The sequence below is a fragment of the Micromonospora sp. NPDC049051 genome, from assembly GCF_043197575.1.
Lineage (GTDB): Bacteria > Actinomycetota > Actinomycetes > Mycobacteriales > Micromonosporaceae > Micromonospora.
In genome coordinates, this window is sequence record NZ_JBICTL010000003.1 from 185807 (window position 1) to 206719 (window position 20913).

19 protein-coding genes are annotated in these 20913 nt (G+C 75.2%); 12 read left to right on the forward strand and 7 right to left on the reverse strand.

Annotated features, from left to right (window positions below):
* Positions 1-74 precede the first annotated feature (74 nt).
* The 5 genes from ACGFIR_RS12990 to ACGFIR_RS13010 all read left to right on the forward strand — a co-directional run bounded on the left by ACGFIR_RS12990 (position 75) and on the right by ACGFIR_RS13010 (position 6400).
* Positions 75-995 carry a dihydrodipicolinate synthase family protein gene (locus ACGFIR_RS12990; RefSeq protein WP_393144948.1) on the forward strand — a complete coding sequence of 307 codons (921 nt, stop codon included), beginning with the start codon at positions 75-77 and terminating at the stop codon, positions 993-995.
* Positions 992-2179 (forward strand): NAD(P)/FAD-dependent oxidoreductase, encoded by a 1188-nt coding sequence (locus tag ACGFIR_RS12995; RefSeq protein ID WP_393144950.1) that lies wholly within the window; start codon positions 992-994, stop codon positions 2177-2179. The genes ACGFIR_RS12990 and ACGFIR_RS12995 overlap by 4 nt, the downstream gene beginning before the upstream one ends.
* Positions 2172-2483, forward strand: coding sequence for a (2Fe-2S)-binding protein (locus tag ACGFIR_RS13000; RefSeq protein ID WP_393007504.1), 312 nt, complete (start codon positions 2172-2174; stop codon positions 2481-2483). The genes ACGFIR_RS12995 and ACGFIR_RS13000 overlap by 8 nt, the downstream gene beginning before the upstream one ends.
* Positions 2480-3946, forward strand: coding sequence for an NAD(P)/FAD-dependent oxidoreductase (locus tag ACGFIR_RS13005; protein ID WP_393144952.1), 1467 nt, complete (start codon positions 2480-2482; stop codon positions 3944-3946). Before ACGFIR_RS13000 ends, ACGFIR_RS13005 begins: the two co-directional genes overlap by 4 nt.
* A gap of 270 nt (positions 3947-4216) precedes the next feature.
* Entirely contained in the window at positions 4217-6400 is a 2184-nt protein-coding gene (locus ACGFIR_RS13010; protein WP_393144954.1) for a N,N-dimethylformamidase beta subunit family domain-containing protein, read from the forward strand.
* A gap of 108 nt (positions 6401-6508) precedes the next feature.
* Here ACGFIR_RS13010 and ACGFIR_RS13015 read toward each other — a convergent pair whose 3' ends face one another.
* From ACGFIR_RS13015 to ACGFIR_RS13025, 3 genes are all read right to left on the reverse strand, one after another.
* On the reverse strand, positions 6509-7006 hold the full coding sequence (locus tag ACGFIR_RS13015; protein WP_393144956.1) for a hypothetical protein: 498 nt from the start codon (positions 7004-7006) through the stop codon (positions 6509-6511).
* Between the two features lie 253 nt (positions 7007-7259).
* Positions 7260-8099, reverse strand: coding sequence for an ArsR/SmtB family transcription factor (locus ACGFIR_RS13020; protein WP_393144958.1), 840 nt, complete (start codon positions 8097-8099; stop codon positions 7260-7262).
* A gap of 99 nt (positions 8100-8198) precedes the next feature.
* On the reverse strand, positions 8199-9308 hold the full coding sequence (locus tag ACGFIR_RS13025; protein WP_393144960.1) for a hypothetical protein: 1110 nt from the start codon (positions 9306-9308) through the stop codon (positions 8199-8201).
* 147 nt (positions 9309-9455) lie between these two features.
* On the opposite strand from ACGFIR_RS13025, the gene ACGFIR_RS13030 reads away from it, so the two are divergent.
* Together ACGFIR_RS13030 and rnhA are read left to right on the forward strand one after the other, a co-directional pair.
* Positions 9456-10706 carry a lycopene cyclase family protein gene (locus ACGFIR_RS13030; RefSeq protein WP_393144962.1) on the forward strand — a complete coding sequence of 417 codons (1251 nt, stop codon included), beginning with the start codon at positions 9456-9458 and terminating at the stop codon, positions 10704-10706.
* A 71-nt stretch (positions 10707-10777) separates the two neighbouring features.
* Complete coding sequence (gene rnhA / locus ACGFIR_RS13035) at positions 10778-11257, forward strand: ribonuclease HI (RefSeq protein ID WP_393007518.1); 480 nt, start codon at positions 10778-10780, stop codon at positions 11255-11257.
* 26 nt (positions 11258-11283) lie between these two features.
* On the opposite strand, the gene ACGFIR_RS13040 is transcribed toward rnhA, so the two are convergent.
* The 4 genes from ACGFIR_RS13040 to ACGFIR_RS13055 form a co-directional block, all read right to left on the reverse strand.
* Positions 11284-11514, reverse strand: a complete 231-nt coding sequence (locus tag ACGFIR_RS13040; protein WP_393007519.1) for a hypothetical protein — start codon at positions 11512-11514, stop codon at positions 11284-11286.
* A 48-nt stretch (positions 11515-11562) separates the two neighbouring features.
* Positions 11563-11799: a preprotein translocase YidC gene (locus ACGFIR_RS13045; protein WP_393007521.1), complete on the reverse strand. Its 237-nt coding sequence runs from the start codon at positions 11797-11799 to the stop codon at positions 11563-11565.
* Positions 11800-11839: 40 nt separating this feature from the next.
* Entirely contained in the window at positions 11840-12724 is an 885-nt protein-coding gene (locus ACGFIR_RS13050) for a pentapeptide repeat-containing protein (protein ID WP_393144964.1), read from the reverse strand.
* Positions 12725-12911: 187 nt separating this feature from the next.
* Positions 12912-13724: an SDR family oxidoreductase gene (locus ACGFIR_RS13055; RefSeq protein WP_393144966.1), complete on the reverse strand. Its 813-nt coding sequence runs from the start codon at positions 13722-13724 to the stop codon at positions 12912-12914.
* Positions 13725-13894: 170 nt separating this feature from the next.
* On the opposite strand from ACGFIR_RS13055, the gene ACGFIR_RS13060 reads away from it, so the two are divergent.
* The 5 genes from ACGFIR_RS13060 to ACGFIR_RS13080 are packed head-to-tail and all read left to right on the forward strand — an operon-like array spanning position 13895 to position 20865.
* A complete protein-coding gene (locus ACGFIR_RS13060; RefSeq protein ID WP_393144968.1) occupies positions 13895-16687 on the forward strand; it encodes an exo-alpha-sialidase in 2793 nt (930 codons plus the stop codon).
* 26 nt (positions 16688-16713) lie between these two features.
* Entirely contained in the window at positions 16714-17568 is an 855-nt protein-coding gene (locus ACGFIR_RS13065; RefSeq protein ID WP_393145805.1) for a carbohydrate ABC transporter permease, read from the forward strand.
* A 26-nt stretch (positions 17569-17594) separates the two neighbouring features.
* Complete coding sequence (locus tag ACGFIR_RS13070) at positions 17595-18917, forward strand: ABC transporter substrate-binding protein (protein WP_393144970.1); 1323 nt, start codon at positions 17595-17597, stop codon at positions 18915-18917.
* Positions 18914-19957 carry an ABC transporter ATP-binding protein gene (locus tag ACGFIR_RS13075; RefSeq protein ID WP_393144972.1) on the forward strand — a complete coding sequence of 348 codons (1044 nt, stop codon included), beginning with the start codon at positions 18914-18916 and terminating at the stop codon, positions 19955-19957. Before ACGFIR_RS13070 ends, ACGFIR_RS13075 begins: the two co-directional genes overlap by 4 nt.
* A 38-nt stretch (positions 19958-19995) precedes the next feature.
* The gene (locus ACGFIR_RS13080; protein ID WP_393145807.1) at positions 19996-20865 is read left to right on the forward strand and encodes a carbohydrate ABC transporter permease; all 870 of its coding nucleotides are present in this window, start codon (positions 19996-19998) and stop codon (positions 20863-20865) included.
* Positions 20866-20913 lie beyond the last annotated feature (48 nt).

The following is a 20913-nucleotide window of genomic DNA, read 5'->3' on the forward strand; positions in this document are numbered from 1 at the left end:
CCCCACCCGGAGCGTCACCCCGGCCCGCGTCGTGCACGCGGGCGGTACGACGCCGCCCGTCGAAAGGACCCGCAGTGGACCGCGACAGCGTCGACTGGTTCGGCTACCTGCCGGCCGTCACCACCCCGTTCACCGCCACGGGCGAGCTCGACCTCGCCGCCTGGCGGGTCCAACTGGACTGGCTCGCCGCCGAGCGGCTGCACGGGGTGATCGTCGGCGGCACCACGGGGGAGTGGTTCAGCCTGACCCAACAGGAACGCGCCGCGCTGTTCCGGGCGGCCGCCGAGCGGGTCGGCGACCGGCTCACGGTGCTCGGCGGCTGCAACGCGTACACGCCGGCGGAGGCGATCCGGCACGCCGAGGCCGCCCGCGACGCCGGCCTGCACGGCATCCTGCTCACCCCGCCGCCGTACGTGGTGCCCACCCGGGCGGAGGTCGTGGCCTTCTACCGGGCCGTGGCCGAGGCGGTCGACATCCCGCTCTGCGTCTACAACTGGCCCCGCGGCACCGGCGTCGACCTGGACGCCGACCTGCTGCTGGAGCTGAGCGCCCTGGACACCGTGGTGGCGGTCAAGAACTCCACGCCGGACTTCGGCGGCTTCGTCCGGAGCCTGGTGGCCCTGCGGCACCGGGTGCGCTACTTCGGCATCCCCACCAACGAGGTGGGCATCGAGCTGATGACCACGATCGGCGGCGACGGGCTGATGGGGGCCGGCGCCGTGCTCGGCGCCGACCACCCCGACTTCTTCCGCGCGCTGCGGGCCGGGGACCTCGACCGGGCCCGGGCCCTCGGCGCCCGCGACCGGGTGATCATGCAGGAGTGGTTCGGGCCGGACTACGGCGCCCGGTTCGGCAACGCGCAGGCGATCATGAAGTACGCGCTCAACCTGCGCGGCGTGCCGGCCGGTCACGTGCGCGCGCCGTTGCTCCCGCTCACCCCGGCCGAACAGGACCGCGTCCGGGCCACCATGACCCAGCTCGACCTGCTCCCATGACCACCTACGACACGGCGGTCATCGGTGGCGGCCTGCTCGGCTGCGCGACCGCCTGGCACCTGGCCCGCGCCGGCAACCGGGTGCTGCTCGTCGAGAAGGACCAGGTCAACCGGCACGCCTCCGGGCAGAACGCCGGCAGCCTGCACTTCCAGCTGGAGTTCCGGATGGTCGAGCACGGCGACGCCGCCGCCCGCGCCGCGGCCCGCGCGCTCCCGCTGCACCTGGACGCCATGCGGGCCTGGGCCACGCTCGAGGACGAGCTCGGTGAGCGGTGCGGAGTGTCGCGTACCGGCGGGCTGATGCTCGCCGAGACCCCGGCGGAGATCGCCGTGCTGGACCGCAAGGCCGCCCTGGAACGTGGGTACGGCCTCGACGTCGCCGTGCTCTCCGGCGCGGAGCTGCGCCGCTTCGCGCCGTACCTGGCGGACACCGTGCTCGCCGCCGGTCACGTCCCCGGCGAGGGCAAGGCCAACCCTAGGCTGGTCACCCCGGCGCTGGCCCGGGCCGCCGGCCGGCACGGCGTGGTCCTGCGAACCGGCTGCCGGGTCACCGGGCTGCACCGGCGCGGCCGGCACTGGGAACTGCGTACCGCCGGCGGGCCGGGGGACGGCGCCGGCCAGACCCACCTGGCCGAGACCGTGGTGCTGGCCGCCGGGGTCTGGACCGGCGAGCTGGCCGCGATGGCCGACGTCCGGCTGCCGGTCTTCCCGGTCGGGCTGACGATGAGCGCCACCGCCCGCAGCCGGCCGATCCTGCCGCACCTGATCCAGCACGTCGGCCGGCGGCTGTCGATGAAGCAGACCGAGGACGGCAACGTGCTCATCGGAGGCGGATGGCCGGCCAAGCTGGTCAGCCGGGCCGGGCAGGTCGACCTGGAGAGCAACCCGGAGCTGCGCTACGAGTCGCTGGTCGGCAACGCCGACGCCGCCCGGGTGGTGCCGGCGGTGTCCGACCTGCCCGTGATCCGCACCTGGACCGGGATGACCACGCTCACCCCGGACCACCTGCCGCTGCTCGGCGCGGTCCCGCGCCGGCCGGGCCTGTACGTCGCCACCGGCGGCTCGGCCTTCACCCTCGGCCTCACCTACGCCCGGCTGCTCGCCGCCATGGTCGTCTCCGGCGGGACCGACCGGTCGATCGAGGACTACTCACCCGCCCGCTTCGGAGCGCTGAACGTTGTCTGAACAGCGTCCGCCCGAGCCCGCGCAGCCGCCGAGGCGTACGGCGATGGAGCGGCCCGCGCCGGTCACCATCGAGGTGGACGGGTGCCCGGTGCCCGCCCATCCGGGCGAGTCGCTGGCCACCGCGCTGCTCGCCGCGGGGCAGCGGGCCGTCGGCACCACGCGCGGCGGCGCCCGCCGCGGGCCCTACTGCAACATGGGGATCTGCTTCGAGTGCGTCGTCACGGTCGACGACGTGCCCTGCCAGCGCTCCTGCCTGCTGCGGGTCCGCGCCGGCATGCGGGTCCGCACGGCGGTGCCCCGGTGAGCGCGCCCGACGTGGTGGTGGTCGGAGCCGGCCCGGCCGGGCTGGCCGCCGCCGCCACGCTCGGCCGGCACGGTGCCACCGTCACGGTCGTCGACGAGCAGGAGCAGCCGGGCGGGCAGATCTACCGCCGCCCGCCGGCCGGGTTCACCCCGCCGGCCGCACCGGCCGCCGCCGGCCGGGCGCTGCTGGCCGAGGCCACCGCCGCCCCCGGCGTACGGTGGCTCGCCGACACCACCGTGTGGGGCGTCCTCGGCACCCGGGCCGGCCTCGACGGGTACGCCGGGGAGCAGCCCCCGCCGGGCCGCCACCGGGTCGCCACGCACGGCCCGCCCGGGGTCCGCCTGCTCGAACCCCGGGCGGTGCTGCTCACCGCCGGCGCGTACGACCTGCCGGTGCCGTTCCCCGGCTGGACCCTGCCGGGAGTGCTCACGGCGGGCGGCGTGCAGACGTTCGTCAAGGCGCAGGGCCTGCTGCCGGGCGGCCGGTTCGTGCTGGCCGGGGGACACCCGCTGCTGCTGGTGGTGGCCGCCCAGCTCGTACGCGCGGGTGCCCGGGTGGTCGAGGTCGCGCTGATCCAGCGCCGCCGCGACCTGCTGCCCGGTCCGGCCGGGCTGGCCGCCGTGGCGGGTGCGGGCGGCAAGATCGCCGAGGGCGTCGGCGCGCTGCGCGTCCTGCGCTGGGCGGGGGTGCCGGTCCGGTTCGGCACGGTCGTCCGCCGCGCCGACGGCGACCCGGACCTGAGCACGGTGACCCTCGCCGAGGTCGGCCCCACCGGGCGGCCGGCGCCCGGGACCGACCGGGAGGTGCCCTGTGACGTACTGGCCCTGGGCTACGGCTTCGTTCCCTCCGTCGAGCTGGCCCGGCAGGCCGGCTGCGCGGTGAACTGGGATCCGCCCGCGGGCGGCTGGGTGGTCCGGCACGACGGGTGGCTGCGTACCTCGGTGCCCCGGATCGCGGTGGCCGGCGAGCTGACCGGCGTCGCGGGCGCCGAGCAGGCGGCGGCCGAGGGCCGGCTGGCCGCCCTCGGCGTGCTGCGCGACCTCGGGCTGCTCGACGAGCGGCGGGCCGCCACGCTGGCCGGCCCGGTCCGCCGGGAGCTGCGCCGTCGGCGCCGCTTCGTCGCCGGGGTGCTCGACCGGTTCGCCCCGGACCGGGCGGTCCTGGGCAGCCTGGTCACCGACGACACCGTGCTCTGCCGCTGCGAGGAGGTCCGCGCCGGTGACGTGCGCCGCGCGCTGCGGGCCAATCCGCACCTGGGCACCGCCAACGCGGTGAAGCTGGTGACCCGCGCCGGGATGGGCCTGTGCCAGGGCCGGTCCTGCCAGCCGGGCCTCTGCCAGCTCATCTCCACGCTCACCGGCCGGACGCCGGAGGAGGTCGGGGCGTTCACCGCGCAGGCGCCGGTCAAGCCCGTCCCGCTGCGCGCCCTCGCGGCGGGCGACGGCCTGTCCGGCACCGACTGACCCGCCGCCCACGGGCCCGGCCGCCTGTCCGGCACCGACGTGACCCGCCGCTCACGGGCCCGGCCGCCCGGGTGCGCCGACCGCGCGCCCACCCGGAGCTGGCGGCATCCATGAAAGTCAATCGCTTGATCGGTGGGGCGGGACGGACCGCCCGGCCGGAGGTGCTCGCGGATCATCCGATTTCTCCGCCGGGGACGCCCCACGGGACCACGTCGACGCCCGCGTCTGCGTAGCTTGCCCAGCACACCCACCTCGCCGAGAGGGGCCGCCATGGCGGACACTCCGGACCCACGCGGCGTACCGCGCCGACGGCTGCTGCGCGCCGGTGCCGTCCTCGCCGCCTCCGTGCCGCCGCTGGTGCTGGCGGGCCCACCCGGCGCGTCGGCCGCCGTGCCCCAGTACGACCCGCAGCAACGGTTCATCCGCCTGGTCGGCGGCGGGTACGGCGTCATCTTCGCGATCCAGGCCGACGGCGCGCTGTACTGGTACCGGCACACGGGCTGGCAGACCGGCGCGTTCAGGTGGGCGGGCGGTTCGGGCCGCCGGATCGGCTCCGGCTGGCACCAGTTCCGGGCGGTCTTCGGTGGCCTCGACGGCTCGCTCTACGCCGTACGCGGCGATGGCACCGTCCACCACTACCGCTACCGGCTGACCAACTCGACGACGGGCGCCGGCACCTGGATCAGCGGCGGGCAGATCGGCGCCGGATTCGACCGCTATCCCCGGCTGTGCGGGTTCCACGGCGCGTTCTACGGCCAGAACGCCGCGGGCGAGCTGTTCCTGCACCAGTACGACCAGGTCGGCAAAGCGTGGACGGTGCAGGGGGCGCGGATCGGCGGCGGCTTCGTCGGCGCGGTGCTACAGGCGGACACCTCCGGGGTCCTCTACGCCTACCACTACGGCGACCTCCGCTGGCACCGGCACCTCGGCGGTGGCACGTGGGCGTCGGGTTCGGGACTGCGAATCGGCTCCGGGTTCCGCAACTTCTTCCTCAACGACGGCGTGTGGTTCACCGGCCAGGGATCGCTGTACGCGGTCCCGCCGAACGCCGCCACCACCCGCCAGACCGGCGCGCTCATGCAGTACCGGCTGACGAACCACACCACCGCCGGCCCCGCCGGGCGGGCCGCCTGGATGCACAGCGGCACCGGGAAGAAGGTCGGTTCCGGCTGGACGGTGCAGACCCAGGCCGCGTTGCAGGGCTACGCCAACACGCCGAGCGTGGCGCAGGGCGAGGTGGCGCGGATCGCGGTGTCGACGGGGTTCCCCTCGCTCACCGCCTCGATCGTGCGGTTGGCGCCCAACCCGGGCGAACCCGTGGTCGTCTCGCAACCCCTGCCCGTGGCCGGCGGGGTGCAGCCACTGCCGGTCGGGTTCCTCGGGGTGGGTTGCGGCTGGGCGGACCGCCTGCGGTTCCCGGTGCCCGCCGACTGGCAGCCCGGCCTCTACGCCGCCCGGCTGGAGGGCCCCAACGGGCTGCACCGTCACGTGCCGTTCCTCGTACGGCCGACCCGCCCCACCAACCAGATCGCGGTGCTGCTGCCCACCTTCACCTACAACGCCTACAACAGCTGGGGCGGGCACAGCCAGTACTGCCCGGACACGACCGGCCGGCGTCCCCTCTCCGTCCGCAGGCCCTCGACGGAGCTGAACGTCGACGACCCCGGGATCCGGGACCACACCCTCTTCTCGGATCTCCTGCTGACCCGTTGGATGTCCCAGCAGGGGCTCGCCTTCGACGTCTACGAGGACGCCGACCTGCACGGCTCCAACGGCTGGCTCACCAGCTACCGGGTGCTCGTGCTGGGCAGTCACCCCGAGTACTGGTCCGACACCATGCGCCAGCGACTGGTCAACTTCCAGGCCGGCGGCGGTCGGCTGATCTACCCGGGCGGCAACGGCATGTACGAGCGGGTTCAGGTCAACGCCGGCCGTACGGTGGTGACCTACCGTCGTCCGGACGGCAGGCGGGACATCTACACGGAGCTGGGCCTGCCCGCCTCGCAGCTGCTCGGCACCAACTACGTCGACGCGGGCACGTACGCGCCGTACCGGGTGCTGCGGGATCATCCGCTGCTGGCCGGCACCGGCCTGGTGACCGGCAGCAGGTTCGGTCGTACGGGCTACAACGGCGCCGCCAGCGGCTGGGAGACCGACGGGCTGCGCGGGCTGGCCGGCGAGGCGTCCGCGTCACAGATCATCGCCCGGGGGGAGAACCCCGGGGGCCACGGCGCGACGATGGTCTTCCTGGAACGGCCCAACGGCGCCCTGGTCTTCAGCGCGTCCTCGATCTCGTTCGTGGGCGCCCTGGCGAGCGACCCCGCGATGTCGACGCTGTTCCGGAACGTCTTCGACCGGATGCTGGCGTCGGCTCCGGCGGTCCGGGCCACCGAGGTTCCGATGCCGCGTACCACCCCCGCCCCGGCGATCCCGGAGCCGTCCACGATGGAGTAGCGCCGACCCGGCCCGGCGGATCCGGGGCCGGTGTCCCCGGGCGGCGGCGGAGACGACGTCGTCGGGATGGTTGCCGAGTTCCCGGTCGGGGACGGCGCGCGCCGTCGGTCAGAGCGTGGCCGCGGCCATGTGACGCCGGCGCCGGGCCAGCATCAGGGCGCCGCCCGCGGCGGAGCCGAGCAGGACGCCGCCTGCCGCCAGTGCCCCCGTCCCGCCGTAGCGGCCGTCGGCCGGGGTGACGGTGAACGTGACGCTGCCGGCCGCGCCGCCGTCGCCGCAGGTCGCGGCCACCGTGTAGGTGCCGGGGGCGAAGCCGGCGGTGGGGAGTTCGGCGCTCTGCCCGCCGCCGGCCGCCGCCGTGGTGGCGCGCACGCTCCGGTCGCGGTCGGGGTCGGTGACACGGAAGGTCGCCTCGCCGGATGCCGGGTCGCAGGTCGTCGCGGTGAGCACGACGGTCCCGCCGGCCGGCGTGGTGGTCGGCGACGCGACGGTCCCGCCGCCCGGCGTGACGGTCGGCGACGCGGCCGTGTCGGCCAGCGCCGAACCGGGGAGCAGGAGCGTGCCCACGCCGAGCGCCGCCGAGACGAGAGCTGCCTCCGCCTTCATGCGCGTCTTCCCTCCCTTCTCGTCCGCTGACTGCTTCGGGACGTCGTTCGGGCGGCCAACGTGCGCGACTGGCACCGGTGTGACCAACCCTAGGAGGGTCGGGACCCCGATCCGGTGAGAATGAGGACTCTTCGCCGCCGTCCCGTGTCCACCGCCGAGACGGAGGCGCAGCGGAGCTGCCGGCTCGGCCCACCTCGCGGGCGGGCCGGGCCGACGTCGTCGGGGCCGTGCCGGCGCGGCCCGTCTGCGGGGATCAGCCCTGCGCGGTCGCGCTCTCCGGGCGCGGCTCGGGCAGCGGCTCCCCGGTCTCCAGCAGCGACTTGAGGCTGGCCAGCAGCTCCGGCCAGCCGCCGCTGCCGTCGAGCTGGCCGCTGACCGCCCGGTACATCTCGCTGCCCGGGGAGAAGTCGTCATGGGTGACGGTCAACCGGACGAACCCGCCGTAGGGGGCGATGTCGAAGGTGACCCGGGACCTGCGCTCGCCGAGCCGGGCCGCCAACTCCTCCTCGGACCAGCCGAAGTGGGCGGCGTGCTCCGGCTGGAAGCCGTGCCAGCTGTAGGAGAGTCGGCGGTACGGCTCGGCGACCAGGACGCGCTGGCCGAGGTCGCGGAACTCGCCACCCGGCTCGTCCTGCCACAGCACGGGGGAGCCGACCCGCCAGTCGGAGCGCAGCGCGACGCCGCCCCAGTAGCGGCGGGTGAACGCCGGCTCGATCAGCGCGGCCCAGAGCTTCTCCGGGGTGGTGTTGACGTAGGTGGTGTAGACGAAGGTGGGACTGTCCATCGGCTCCCGCTCCAGTGCTCTCTGCAGGTCGGCGAGTGCGCGCACCCGCTCGCGGTCGTAGCGGTCGATCCACCGTTCGGCGATGGCGTTGATCGGCGCGGGATTGAGGTGGTGCAGCTTCTCCCGGCCGCGCCGTACGGTGGTCACCAGGTTGGCGGCCTCCAGCACCGCGAGGTGCTTGCTGACCGACTGCCGGGTCATGTCGAGCCCGGCGCACAGCTCGCGCAGGCTCTGCCCGTTGCGCAGGTTGAGGTCGTCGAGGAGTCGGCGCCGACTCGCGTCGGCCAGCGCCCGGAACACGTCGTCCACCCTGGTCACCTCGCACACGCAGCCGTCCGGCTGCCTTCCGCAGCATAGGCAACCGAACGGTTGCATGTCCAGCGTCCGCCTGGTCGGTGCGTCGGACGCTCAGGCGCGTCCGTCGGGGGCGGTCACCCAGCCGGCGAGCAGCACCAGCCCCGACGGGCGGTGCACGGCGAGGAAGCCGAACGGACGGTCGACGTCGAGGCGTACCCGCCGCTTGCGGACGGTGACCGGGCGCGGCGCCGAGCCCGCCCGCATGGCGATGGCGGTCACCACGGCGGCGCGGAAGCCCGTCGCGCCGAACGTCGCCGTCACGCTCTGCCGGGCCTGCGAGACGGCCAGGAACCGCGCGATGCCGGGAAAGTGGTCGCCGTCCCCGGCGGCTGTGGCGAGACCGAACAGCTCGGCCCGCGCCAGCAGGTCGTGGTCGGCGGAGACGGTGAAGCCCACGGTGGTGACGAGCAGTTCGGGGCGGTCGTCGGCCGCGTCCACGACCTGCTCGTCGACGCCAGGGCCGGCGGCGACCGGCAGCCCGCCCGGTGCGTCGAGCGCGCCGACGGCGGCCGGGAGCACCTCGGCCGCGCCCCGCTGCGGCGCGCCGAGGGCGAGCACCACGTCGACGTCCTCGGCGCCGCGTACGGTCAGCAGGCTCAGCGGGCCGGCGGCGGTGTCGGCGACCCGCAGCGCGTCGAGGTCGTGACCGAGCCGGCTCAGCCCGGCCAGCCGGCGCCCGCGCCACGGCCCGGCGGTCGGCTGGCACCACGCGTCACGAAACGGCGCGGCCCATGCGGTCCGCAGCGAGAGCGCGCTGGCCAGCACCATCGCGGTCGCCGGGGTGACCGGCACCGGCAACCGCGGGACCAGACCGTCGGTGTGCGTCGCGGCCCACTCGTCGAGGGCGGCCCGGTCGCGCGCCGGATCGCCGGTCAGCTCCCCGCGCATGGCCGCCGGCACCTCCCGCCGCCACCGGTCGGCCAGTGGCAGGTCCCGCCGCGCCCAGGCGGCGAGCGCGAGCCGGGTGGTGGGGGAGCTGTCCAGGTCGAAGCCCGCCGGGTCCGGCGCGACCGCCAGCAGCTCGTCCCGGGCCGGGCCGGCGGCGTAGCGGGCGAGCAGCGCCAGCAACGGGTGGACACCCGCGCCGGAGAGGACCGTCTGGCCGCCGTCCAGGCCGGACGCCCAGCGGGCGGTGAGCGCGTTGGCGGCGACGGTGCTCATGGGACGGGGCTCCTCCGGGCGACGTGACCGTCGCCCGGGGGCGACCGCTGGCACCCTACCGCCGCCGGTCACCCGAGGGATGCCCGCCGCCGGAGGCCGGGTCGGTCGGTGGCCGGGCGGCGCGGAAGGTGTGGCAGCGTAGGCGGGGTGAACACCTCCGCACCGCTGCACGTCGACCTGGCGCTGGTCGGCGGCGGCGGCGCCGCGTCGCTGCTCCTCGCGGCCCTGGACCGGCACGGCGTGCGCGGCCTGCGGGTCGCCGTCATCGACCCGGTCCACCGGCGTGGCCAGGACCGGACCTGGGCGTTCTGGGACCGCCCCGGCAGCGATCTCGACCCGCTGCTGGCCGCGAGCTGGTCCCAGGTCGAGGTGGCCACGACCGCCGGTCGCCGCGTCCTCGACCTCGCCCCCCTGCGGTACGCCATGCTGCGCTCCGGCCCGGTGTACGACCGGGCCGCCGAGGCCGAACGACGGCTCGCGGTACGGCGGATCGTCGCACCCGTCGACGCCCTGCACGACGACGGCGGGCACGTCACGGTACGCACCGGGGGCGCCGCGCCGGCCGTCCGCGCGTCCTGGGTGCTGGACTCCCGTCCGCGTCCGCCCCGGCGACCCGGGCGCACCAACTGGTTGCAGCACTTCCGGGGCTGGTGGCTGGAGGCCGACGCACCGGTCTTCGACCCCGCCCGGGCCGTCCTGATGGACTTCCGGACCCCGCAGCCCGCCCGGGGCGTGTCGTTCGGCTACGTCCTGCCCGTGAGCGACCGGTACGCCCTGGTGGAGTACACGGAGTTCGGCCCCGACCTGCTCACCGACGCCGGGTACGACGCGGCGCTGGGCGGCTACCGGGACCTGCTCGGCCTCGACCCGGCCCGGCTGCGGGTCCGGGAGGTGGAGAACGGCGTGATCCCGATGACGGACGGCCCGTTCGAGGCCCGGCCGTCGCCCCGGGTGGTCCGCCTCGGCACGGCCGGCGGCGCCACCCGGCCCTCCACCGGCTTCACCTTCTCCGCCATGCACCGCCAGGCCGAGCAGATCGCCCGCGCCCTCGCCGCCGGTCGCCCACCGGTGCCCGGCCCCGCGTACCCCCGTCGCCACCGCTGGATGGACGCGGTCGCGCTGCGGGCGCTGGACGCTGGCGGGGTCGGCGGGCCGGACTTCTTCGACCGGCTCTTCGCGCGCAACCCCGCCGAGCGGGTGCTGCGGTTCCTCGACGGCACCACCAGCCCGGCGGAGGAGGTGGCGCTGATGGGTACCACCCGGCTGCCGCCGATGGTCGCCGCGACGGCCGGCGACGCCGCGGCCCGGCTCCGTGACCGCCTCGACCCGGCCCGGCGATCGGCGACGTGGACGGTCCCGCGACCGGTCGCCGGCGGCCGGGTCGAGGCCGACGGCTGACCCGCCTCCGCGCCGACGGCTGACCCGCCTCCGCCGGTGGACGGGCGGCGGCGATTCGGTAGGTTGCCGACATGGTGGACGAGACGGCCGGCAGGGTCGTGCAGATCTGGACCGACGGCGCGTGCAGCGGCAACCCCGGCCCCGGCGGGTGGGGCGCCGTGCTGCGCTACGGCGCGCACGAGCGGGAGCTGTGCGGCGGCGAGGCGACCCCGACCACCAACAACCGGATGGAGCTGATGGCGGCCATCCAGGCCCTGGAGAGCCTGACCCGGTCCGTCACCGTCGAGCTGCACACCGACAGCACGTACGTGCGCAACGGCATCACCAGCTGGCTGGCCTCGTGGAAGCGCAACGGTTGGCGGACGGCCGCGAAGCAGCCGGTCAAGAACGCCGACCTCTGGCAGCGGCTGGAGGCCGCGTGCGCGCGGCACGAGGTCACCTGGCTGTGGGTGAAGGGGCACAACGGCCACCCGGAGAACGAGCGCGCCGACGCGCTGGCCGGTCGGGGCATGACCGAGGCCCGCACGTCGGCCGTGCCCGCCGGCCGCTGACCGCTCCGGCGGGCCGACGCCTCAGGTCACTCGGTGCGGTTCGGGTCGGTGGCGCCGGAGACGGCGTCCACGTCGTAGCCGGCGCGGCTGACCTCCCGGGCCGACCGTCGCTCCTCGGCCGGCAGGTCGGCGAAGTCGTCGCCGGTGTCGTCGGTGCTGTGCAGGGATTCGCCCGGCGGTCGCAGCGACGCCTGCATGGCGGTGGCGCCGTCCGGCTCGTCGGTGGCTGCCCGGTCGGAACGGTTCTGTTCGGTCATGCCGCCCTCCTGCCCCCGTGGCCTGCCCGCAAACGTGTGTCGCGGTGCTCAGCGTGCCGCGTCCGGGTGGCCCGGCATGCCGGACCCGCCGCCGGACCCGCCCGACGCGCCGCCCACCACGCCGGACCCGTCGTCCTCGGTGACCAGGTCGGGCTTCTCCGTGGTGTCGTCCGGCGCCGGGACGTCGGTGTCCGCCTCGACCTGGACCAGCCGGGCCTGACCCGCCTCGTCCTCGGCGTGCGCCGGGTCGACCGGCAGCTCACCGTCACGCGCCCGATACCCCACACTCGCCTCCCCGTGCCGGCCGATGCCGCTCCGGCCCCGGCTACCCGCCGCCCCGCGCCCGAAACCCCGCCCGGCGGCGCAGCGGGGTGAGCGACAGCGGTGACCAGTGCCCGGGGCGGGTCCGGCCGGGCGGCAGGGCGGTGCGCCCGTCGCCGCGGGCCGCGTCGAGCTGCGCCTGGTGCAGGAACAGGCTGGTGGACAGGTCGGCCCCGCGCAGGTCGGCCCCGCGCAGGTCGGCGCCGGTGAGGTCGGCCAGGCCGAGTTCGACGCCGCGCAGGTCGGCGCCGATCAGCAGCGCCCCGCGCAGGTTCGCCCGGCGCAGGTCGGCCCGGCGCAGGTCGACGCCGAGCAGGTGCGCGCCCCGCCGGTCCACGCCGGGCCGGCCGCCCCGGGAGCGGGCCGCGTCCCCGGCGCGCGACAGCAGCGGGTTGACCCGCCCCCGGTACGCGTCCACGTCGAGCGCCCGCAGCGTCTCGGCGGGCTCCCGGGTCAGCCGCTGCGTCTCGTCGTACGCGACGGACAACTCGTCGCGCAGCGGCTGCGACGGCCGGGTCGCGAGCGCCTCGGTCAGGTACCAGAGCAGCTCGTGCAGCGGCCGCATCACCGCGAACGTGTCGAACATGAGCGCCGCGGTCTGAGGCGCGTCGCGCCAGTCCCGCCCGCCGAAAGTGACCTGGGCCACCCGCTGACCGGCGCCGAAGCAGTCGAAGACCGTACAGCCGGGGAAACCCCGGTCGCGCAGGTCGGCGTGGATGCCGCAGCGGGAGTCGGCCCCCAGGTTCGGGCAGGGCCGGCCGGCGGGCTTGTCGATGGCGAAGTCGGCCGACGCGGAGAAGGCCGGCGCGACGCAGCAGAGCCCGAAGCACCGGGCGCAGTCGGCGCGCAGGCCGTCCGCGGGCGGGGCCGCCCCGGGGGTTTCCGACACGCTGACCGTTCTCCTGCCGATCGGGGCGCTCCGCCGGCGGGCTCGCGGGCGGAGACTCCATTGTCCCGCCCCGGCGCCGACCACCCGGGTGCGGGGTGCGGCCGGGGCAGCGGCACGTGCACCGCAGGCCGCCCGTTCGGATGCGCGCCCCGGCGCGGCCGGGTGGGCGGGGCCAGGTGCTCCGCCGTCATCGCCGTACCGACCGCCAGTCGTGCGAATCGAGCGCGTTGGCCTGCGGACCCATCGTCAGCATGCCGCCGTCGACCGGCCACGAGGCGCCGGTGACGTACGCGGCGGCGGGCGAGGCGAGCAGCGCCACCACGGCGGCCACCTCCCGCGCGTCGCCCGGCCGGCCCACCGGCACCCCGGGCCGGTCCCGCGTGAACGGGTCGACGTCCTCCTGGCCGGTCATCGGAGTGGCGATCTCGCCCGGGGCGACCGCGTTGACGGTGATCCCGTCCGCCGCCAACTCCTGCGCCATCACCTTGGTCAGCAGGCCGAGCCCGCCCTTCGCCGCGCAGTACGCGGCCGAGCCGACGCGGGGCGCGTGCTCGTGCACGCTGGTGATGTTGACGATCCGGCCGCCCAGCCCGGCGGCCCGCATCCGCCGGGCGGCGCGCTGCCCGCACAGGAACGGCCCGTCGAGGTCGACGGAGAGCACCTCGCGCCACTGCTCCCAGCCGGTGTCGACGAACGGGACGGACGCCCCGGTGCCGGCGTTGTTGACGAGCACGCCGAGGCCGCCGAGGCGGTCGGCCAGCTCGTCGACGACCGCGTCGGCCCCCGGCAGCCGGGTCAGGTCCAGTGGGGCGACCTCGCAGCGCCGGCCGGCGGCGCGCACCTCGGCGGCGGTCCGCTCGGCGCCCCCGGCGTCGCGGTGCCAGGTGACGCCGACGTCGAAGCCGGCCTCGGCGAGGGCGACGGCGCAGGCCCGGCCGATGCCGGAATCCGCGCCGGTGACGATGGCGATCCTCGGGTAGTTCTCGTAACGCGACGGCATGCTGGCGCACTACCCGCTGGACGCGGAGGCAACCACGCGTCGACTCCCGTCCCTACGGGGGGTTGTCCACGCCGGTGCGCTCTGTCATCCTCCAGCATGGACGCTGCCAGTGACGGTCGCCGATCCGTGGTCGCGCTGAGGTGGCGCCTTCACCTGTCGGAGGGGACCTCGTGAAGCGCAGCCGTCGCCATCTGCTCGCAGGACTGGCGGTCGGTGCCCTGGTGGTATCGACCGGTCTCGTCGGAATCCACTTCGCCGGCGCCGAGGTGCCGGCTCCCGTCGCCGCGACCGGCGACGGGGAGATGCCGGGCGCGCTCGGCGCCCACCTGGAACGGCTGCGCCGGGCCGTGCCGGGCAGCGACGGCATGTCGCCGGACGGGCCCGGCAACGCCGCGCAGCAGGAGTTCCTGGAGCGCGCGTACCCGGCCGACACGATCAGCATCGCCCAGATCGACCGGTCCAAGTCGGCGTACGCCGCCGCCGAGCGCCGCGCCGGGGGCAGCCGGGCGTGGACCAACATCGGGCCCAGCGAGGCCCTCTACCCGTTCACCGAGTTCCGCAACGCCGGCAACTACGTGCCGAACGCGTACGTGGCCGGTGGCCGGGTCACCTCCATCGACATCGCCCCGGACTGCTCCGCGCTGCTCTGCCGGGCGTACGTCACGCCGGCCGGCGGTGGCGTCTGGGGCACCCTGAACATCCTCGCGGCCGAACCGAAGTGGTTCTACCTCGGCGGGCCGCTCGGCATCAACGCCGCCGGCTCGGTCAAGATCGACCGCAACGACAAGACCGGGCTGACCATCTACGTCGGCACCGGCGAGGCGAACACCTGCGCCTCCGGCTGCGTCGCGGGCGTCGGCCTCTACAGGTCGACCAACGGCGGCGTCACCTGGAAGGGCCCGCTGGGCAAGGGCGCCCTCGCCGGCAAGGGCATCGGCGAGATCACCGTCAAGCCGGGCGACCCGAAGACGCTCTACGTCGCCACCACCACCGCCCTGCGCGGCATGTCCGGCTCCTGCTGCACGGGCGTCACCCGGCCCGTGCCCGACGCCGAGAAGTGGGGCCTCTACAAGTCCACCGACGGCGGCGCGAACTGGCGGTTCATCCACAACGGCTCGGCCGACGCGACCCAGTGCACGGGCAGCGCCGCCGAATACAACAACACCGCCGCCTGCTCGCCGCGCGGCGTGCGCTACGTCAAGCTCGACCCGCGCGACGCCGACGTCGTCTACGCCTCCTCGTACGCCCGGGGGGTGTGGCGCTCCACGGACGCCGGCGCCACCTGGGCGCAGATCAAGCCCTCGCTGAACCCGGCGGTCTTCCAGACCCGCGCCGCGATCGACGTGACCGCCCTGCCAAACGGCAAGACCCGCATGTACGTCTACGAGGGCAACATCGGCAACCCGTACTCGCGGCTGTTCCGCAGCGACGACGTGGCCGGCGGCACCCCCGCGTTCGCCGACCTGAGCAGCGCCAACCCGGCCGACCCGGGCTACGCCACCTACAACCAGTGCACCGGTCAGTGCTGGTACGACGTCTTCGTGCACACCCCGGCCGGGCACCCGGACATCGTCTACACCGGCGGCTCGTACGTCTACGGCGAGACCGTCGCCCACAAGCGGGCCGTGGTGCTCTCCACCGACGCCGGCGTCAGCGGCACCGACATGACCTACGACGGCACCGACGAGCTGCACCCCAACGGCCTGCACCCCGACCAGCACGCGCTGGTCACCAACCCGCGCAACCCGTACCAGTTCTTCGAGGCCAACGACGGTGGCGTGATGCGCTCCAGCGGGCAGTTCGTGGACCGGTCGGCATGGTGCGACAACCCGGACCGGAACCTGGCCACGCAGGCGCAGAAGGACCGCTGCCGGCAGATGCTGTCGCGGATCCCGTCGAAGCTCGACGGCATCAACACGGGCATGAACACGTTGCAGTTCATCGGTCTCTCGGCCAGCCCGCACGACCACCGGCTGTTGCAGGGTGGCACGCAGGACAACGGCACCTGGGAGAACAAGGGCGAGCGCCGCCGTTGGGTCAACACGATGATCGGTGACGGCGGCGCGTCCGGCTTCGACGTCGGCCGGCCGGAGTTCCGCTTCCACACCTTCTACGACGCCTCGCCGGAGGTGAACTTCGCCGGCGGCGACACGGGCAGCTGGATCTCCATCTCGGACCCGGTCTTCGGGCAGCCGGGCACCCTGTTCTACGCCCCGGTGATCAGCGACCCGAAGGTCAGCGGCACGATGTTCGCCGGCACCTCGCGCACCGTCTACCGGACGAAGACGTTCGGGCTGGGCGACCGGAGCCTGGCCGAGGCCGACCGGATCTGCAACACCTGGACGGGCACCTTCGAGGCGCAGTGCGGCGACTTCGCCCCGCTGGGCACGGTCAACCTGACCGACGCCGCGTGGGGCGACCGGGCCGGCGGCGCCGTCTCGGTGGTGCAGCGGGTCGCCACCGACTCGTCCACGGCGTACGCGGCCACCAGCACCGGCCGGGTCTTCGTGTCCCGCAACGTCGACGCCGAGCCGGCGTCGGCGGTCACCTGGACGCGGATCGACACCGTCGCCACGCCGAACCGCTTCGTCACGAGCGTCCACGTCGACCCGGCCGACCCGACCCACGCGTGGGTCTCCTACAGCGGCTTCAACTCGAACACCCCGGCCACCCTGGGGCACGCGTTCGAGGTGCGGCTGGCGGGCGCCGGCGCGACCTGGACCGACCGGTCGTACGACTTCGGCGACCAGCCGATCACCGACCTGGTCCGCGACGACGTCACCGGCGACCTGTACGCGGCCACCGACTTCGGCGTGCTGCGGCTGGCCAGGGGCAGCACCACCTGGGTGAAGGCGGCCCGGGGCATGCCGAACGTGGAGGTCGCCGGGCTCACCGTCGTGCCGGGCGAGCGGGTGCTCTACGCCGCCTCGCACGGCCTCGGCGCCTGGCAGCTCGCGCTCTGAGGCGGGCGACCATCGGCGACGACACGCTGCGGGGCCGCGCGCGCGGCCCCGCAGCGCTGCCCGGGGCGGCCGGCCGCGCCTGGCGCACCCTCGGCGCGGCCTTCGTCCTGCTCGTCTTCGTCCCGCCGTTGCTGCTGCTGGTCTCCGGCTCGCTCACCGAGCCGGGCCTGCCGCCGCCGCCCACCCCCCGGCTCGTGCCGGAGCCGGTCTCCACCACCGGCTACCAGCAGGCCGTCGAGCTGGGCGGGCTGCTGCGCGCCTCGCTCAACTCGGTCCTGGTCGCGGTCGTCGCCGTGCCGCTGAGCGTGCTCGTCGCCTCCCTGGCGGGCTTCGCGCTGACCCGCCTCGCCCCGCGCGTCACCGGCGTCGTCGTGGCGGCCTCCCTGCTCGCGCTGATGGTGCCGGCCACGGCGCTACTCGTGCCCCGCTTCGCGATCTTCCGGATGCTCGGCCTGACCGACACCCTGGTGCCGCTGGTCGCCCCGGCGCTGCTGGGCACCTCGCCGCTCTACGTCCTGGTCTACCACCTGGCGTTTCGGGCGCTGCCGGCCGAGCTCTACGACGCCTGCCTGGTGGCGGACCTCTCGCCGCTGCGCACCTGGTGGCGGGTCGCCCTGCCGCTGGTACGCCCGGTCACCGCCGGCCTCACCGCGCTGACCTTCGTGCTCACCTGGTCGAACTTCCTCGACCCGCTGGTCTACGTCTACGACCGCGACCTGTTCACCCTGCCGCTGGCGCTGCGTTCCCTGTCGGTGCTGGACCCGACGAACTTCCCGGTGTTCCTGGCCGGCGCGGTGCTGGCCACGGCGCCGGCGCTGGCCGTCTTCGTGCTCGCCCAGCGGCGCTTCCTCCACCACGACGACCCGACGGGACGAGACTGACCATGCGATTGGGGACGGGACCCACGATGCGACCGAAGGCGCTGCTCGCGCTGCTGCTCACCGCCGTGCTGGCCGCCACCGGGTGCGGCGCCGGCTCCGGGTCGTCCGCCGACGGGCCGGTGCGGCTGCTGGTCTTCGGCGCCCCCGAGGAACTCGCCGCCTACCGCACCCTCGTCGAGGCGTACGAGAAGGCCCGTCCCGGCGCCGACGTGCAGCTCGTCGAGGCCAGCGACCGCAAGGACCTGCTGGCCCGGCTCGCCACCTCGGTGGCCGGCGGCGCCCCGCCGGACCTGTTCCTGATGAACTACCGCTTCTACGGCCAGTTCGCCGCCAAGGACGTCATCGAGCCGCTCGACGACCGGCTGGCCGCCTCCGACGCCGTGGACCCGGCCGACTACTACCCGGTGGCCTGGAACGCCTTCCGCTGGCAGGGCCGGCAGCTCTGTCTGCCGCAGAACGTCTCCAGCCTGGCCGTCTACTACAACCGCACCCTGTTCGCCAGGTACGGCGTGCCCGAGCCGAAGGCGGGCTGGACCTGGAACGACCTGGTCGCCACCGCGACCGCGATGACCCGCGACTCCCGGGGCGCGGTGGTCAGGGCCACCGAGAGCGAGGGCGCGGCGCTGCGCCCGGCGGTGCACGGCCTCGGCGTGGAGCCGTCGATCATCCGGCTCGCCCCGTTCGTCTGGTCCAACGGCGGCCAGCTCGTCGACGACCCGACGAAGCCGACCCGGCTGACCCTGGACGGTCCCGCCGCCCGGGAGGCGCTGAAGAACCTCGTCGACCTGCGGCTGGCGTACGGGGTGGTGCCCACCGACGAGGAGGTGGAGGCCGAGGACGACGAGTCGCGCTTCGCCAACGGCCGGCTCGCCATGCTGATGAGTTCCCGCCGCTCCACCACCACGTTCCGCTCGATCACCGGCTTCGAGTGGGACGTCGCGCCGCTGCCCGTCTACAAGGAGCAGGTCGGGGTGCTGCACTCCGACGCGTACTGCATGACCCGGGGCGCGAAGCACAAGGACGCCGCGTGGCGGTTCCTGGAGTTCGCCATCGCCGAGGAGGGGCAGCGCATCATCGCGGCCACCGGCCGTACCGTCCCGTCGCGCATCGGGGTGTCGCGGTCCCCGGCGTTCCTCGGCCCCGCCCAGCCGCCGCGCAGCGCGAAGGTCTTCCTCGACGCCATCCCCACCGTCCGGGCGCTGCCGACCGTCTCCACCTGGCCGGAGATCGAGGACGTCACCTACGGCATCCTGGAGAACGCGATGCACCGGGGCGACCGGCTCGACGACGTGATCCGCGACCTCGACCGGCAGACCCGGCCGATCTTCGCCCGCGGGGAGCACGGGTGAGCGATCCGGGCCTCGCCCTGGTCGGCGTCTCGGCCGCGTACCGGCGCGCGACCGTGCTGCACGAGGTGGACCTGGCCGTCGCCCGGGGCGAGCTGCTGGTGGTGCTCGGCCCGTCGGGTGCCGGCAAGTCGACCGTGCTGCGGGTCGTCGCCGGCCTGGAGCCGGTCACCGCCGGGCGCGTCCGCATCGCCGGCCGCGACGTCACCGCCGAGCGTCCGGGCCGGCGCAACGTGTCGATGGTGTTCCAGTCGTACGCCCTCTTCCCGCACCTGAGCGTCGCCGAGAACATCGCGTTCGGCCTCCAGGTGCGCGACACGCCCCGCGCGGCGGCCCGGGAGCGGGCCCGGGCGGCGGCCGAGACCGTCGGCTGCGCCGCCCTGCTGGAACGTCGGCCCGGGCAGCTCTCCGGCGGCGAGCGGCAGCGGGTGGCGCTGGCCCGGGCGCTGGTGCGCGAGCCGGACGTGTTCCTGCTCGACGAGCCGCTGTCCAACCTCGACCAGGCGCTGCGGGTGCAGATGCGCGCCGAGCTGCGGGCCCTGCACGACCGGCTCGGCGCGACGATGGTGCACGTCACCCACGACCAGACCGAGGCGCTGGTGCTCGCCGACCGGATCGCCGTGCTGCGCGACGGGCGCATCGAGCAGGTCGGCACCCCCGACGAGATCTGGCGCACCCCGGCCACCACCTTCGTCGCCCGGTTCGTCGGCTCCCCGGCGATGAACCTGCTGCCCGCCTCCGGGCCGCTCGCGCCCACCGGCCCCCCGACCGTCGACGCGGCCGGCGTTGGCGAGCTGGAGATCGGGTTCCGGCCCGAGGCCGTCGACCTGGCCGCGACCGAGGGGACGCCGGCCACCGTCGAGCGGGTCGAGGTGGTCGGTGAGGACGCGTACGCGTACCTGAGCCTCGCCGGCGGGCACCGGATCGTCGCCCGGGTGCCCGCCGCCCGCCGCCCCACCCGGGACACGCCGGTACGCGTCGGGGTGCGCTGGGCCGACGTGCACGTCTTCCACGCCGGCTCCGGGCGCCGGTACGCCCCGTGACGAGCCCCGACCGCCGTACGCGCCGGCAGTTGGCGCTGATGCTGACGCCGTACCTGCTCGGGCTGGTCGGGTTGGTGCTGCTGCCCGCCGCCGTCACCCTGGCGCTGGCCTTCACCGAGTACGACCTGCTGCGCCCGCCCCGCTGGGTGGGGCTGGACAACGTGGCGGCGCTGCTGGACGACCCGGTGTTCCGGGTGTCGCTGACCAACTCGCTGGTCTTCGCGCTGGTGGCCGTACCGCTGCGGGTGCTCTTCGCCCTCGGCCTGGCGCTGCTGCTGCACCGCCGGACGCTCGGCGTCGGCAGCGCCCGCACCGCGGCGGTGCTGCCGACCGCGGTGCCGGAGATCGCCTACGGGCTGCTCTGGCTCTGGCTGCTCAACCCCCTGTACGGCCCGATCAACCAGGTGCTGCGCACCGGCGGCGAGAACGGCCTGACCGCGCTGGGCCGCACCCCGCCGCAGTGGCTCACCGACCCGACCGACGCCCGCGCGGCGATCATCGGCATGAGCCTGTTCACCGTCGGGGAGACCTTCGTGGTGCTGCTGGCGGCCCGGCGCGCGCTGCCGCGCGACGTCTACGAGATGGCGGCCATCGAGGACGCCACCAGCTGGGACGTGTTCCGCCGGATCACGCTGCCGCTGATGGCGCCCGTGCTGGGGCTGCTGGCGGTGCGTGACGCGATCCAGAGCCTGCACTTCTCCTTCGTGCCGGCCCTCGTGGTCACCGACGGCGGCCCACCCCCGTACGCCACCACCTACCTGTCGCTGTTCGTCTACCGCACCGGCTTCGAGTACCTGCGCTACGGCTACGCCGCCGCCGCGACGCTGGTGATGATCCTGCTGACCGTGGCGGCGGTGCTGGTGCAGTGGCGGCTGATCCGCCGCTACCGGGCGTTCTACCGGCTCTGAGCACCCCGACAAATGCCGGGCGCCGGCCCCGGGGACCGTGGCATGATC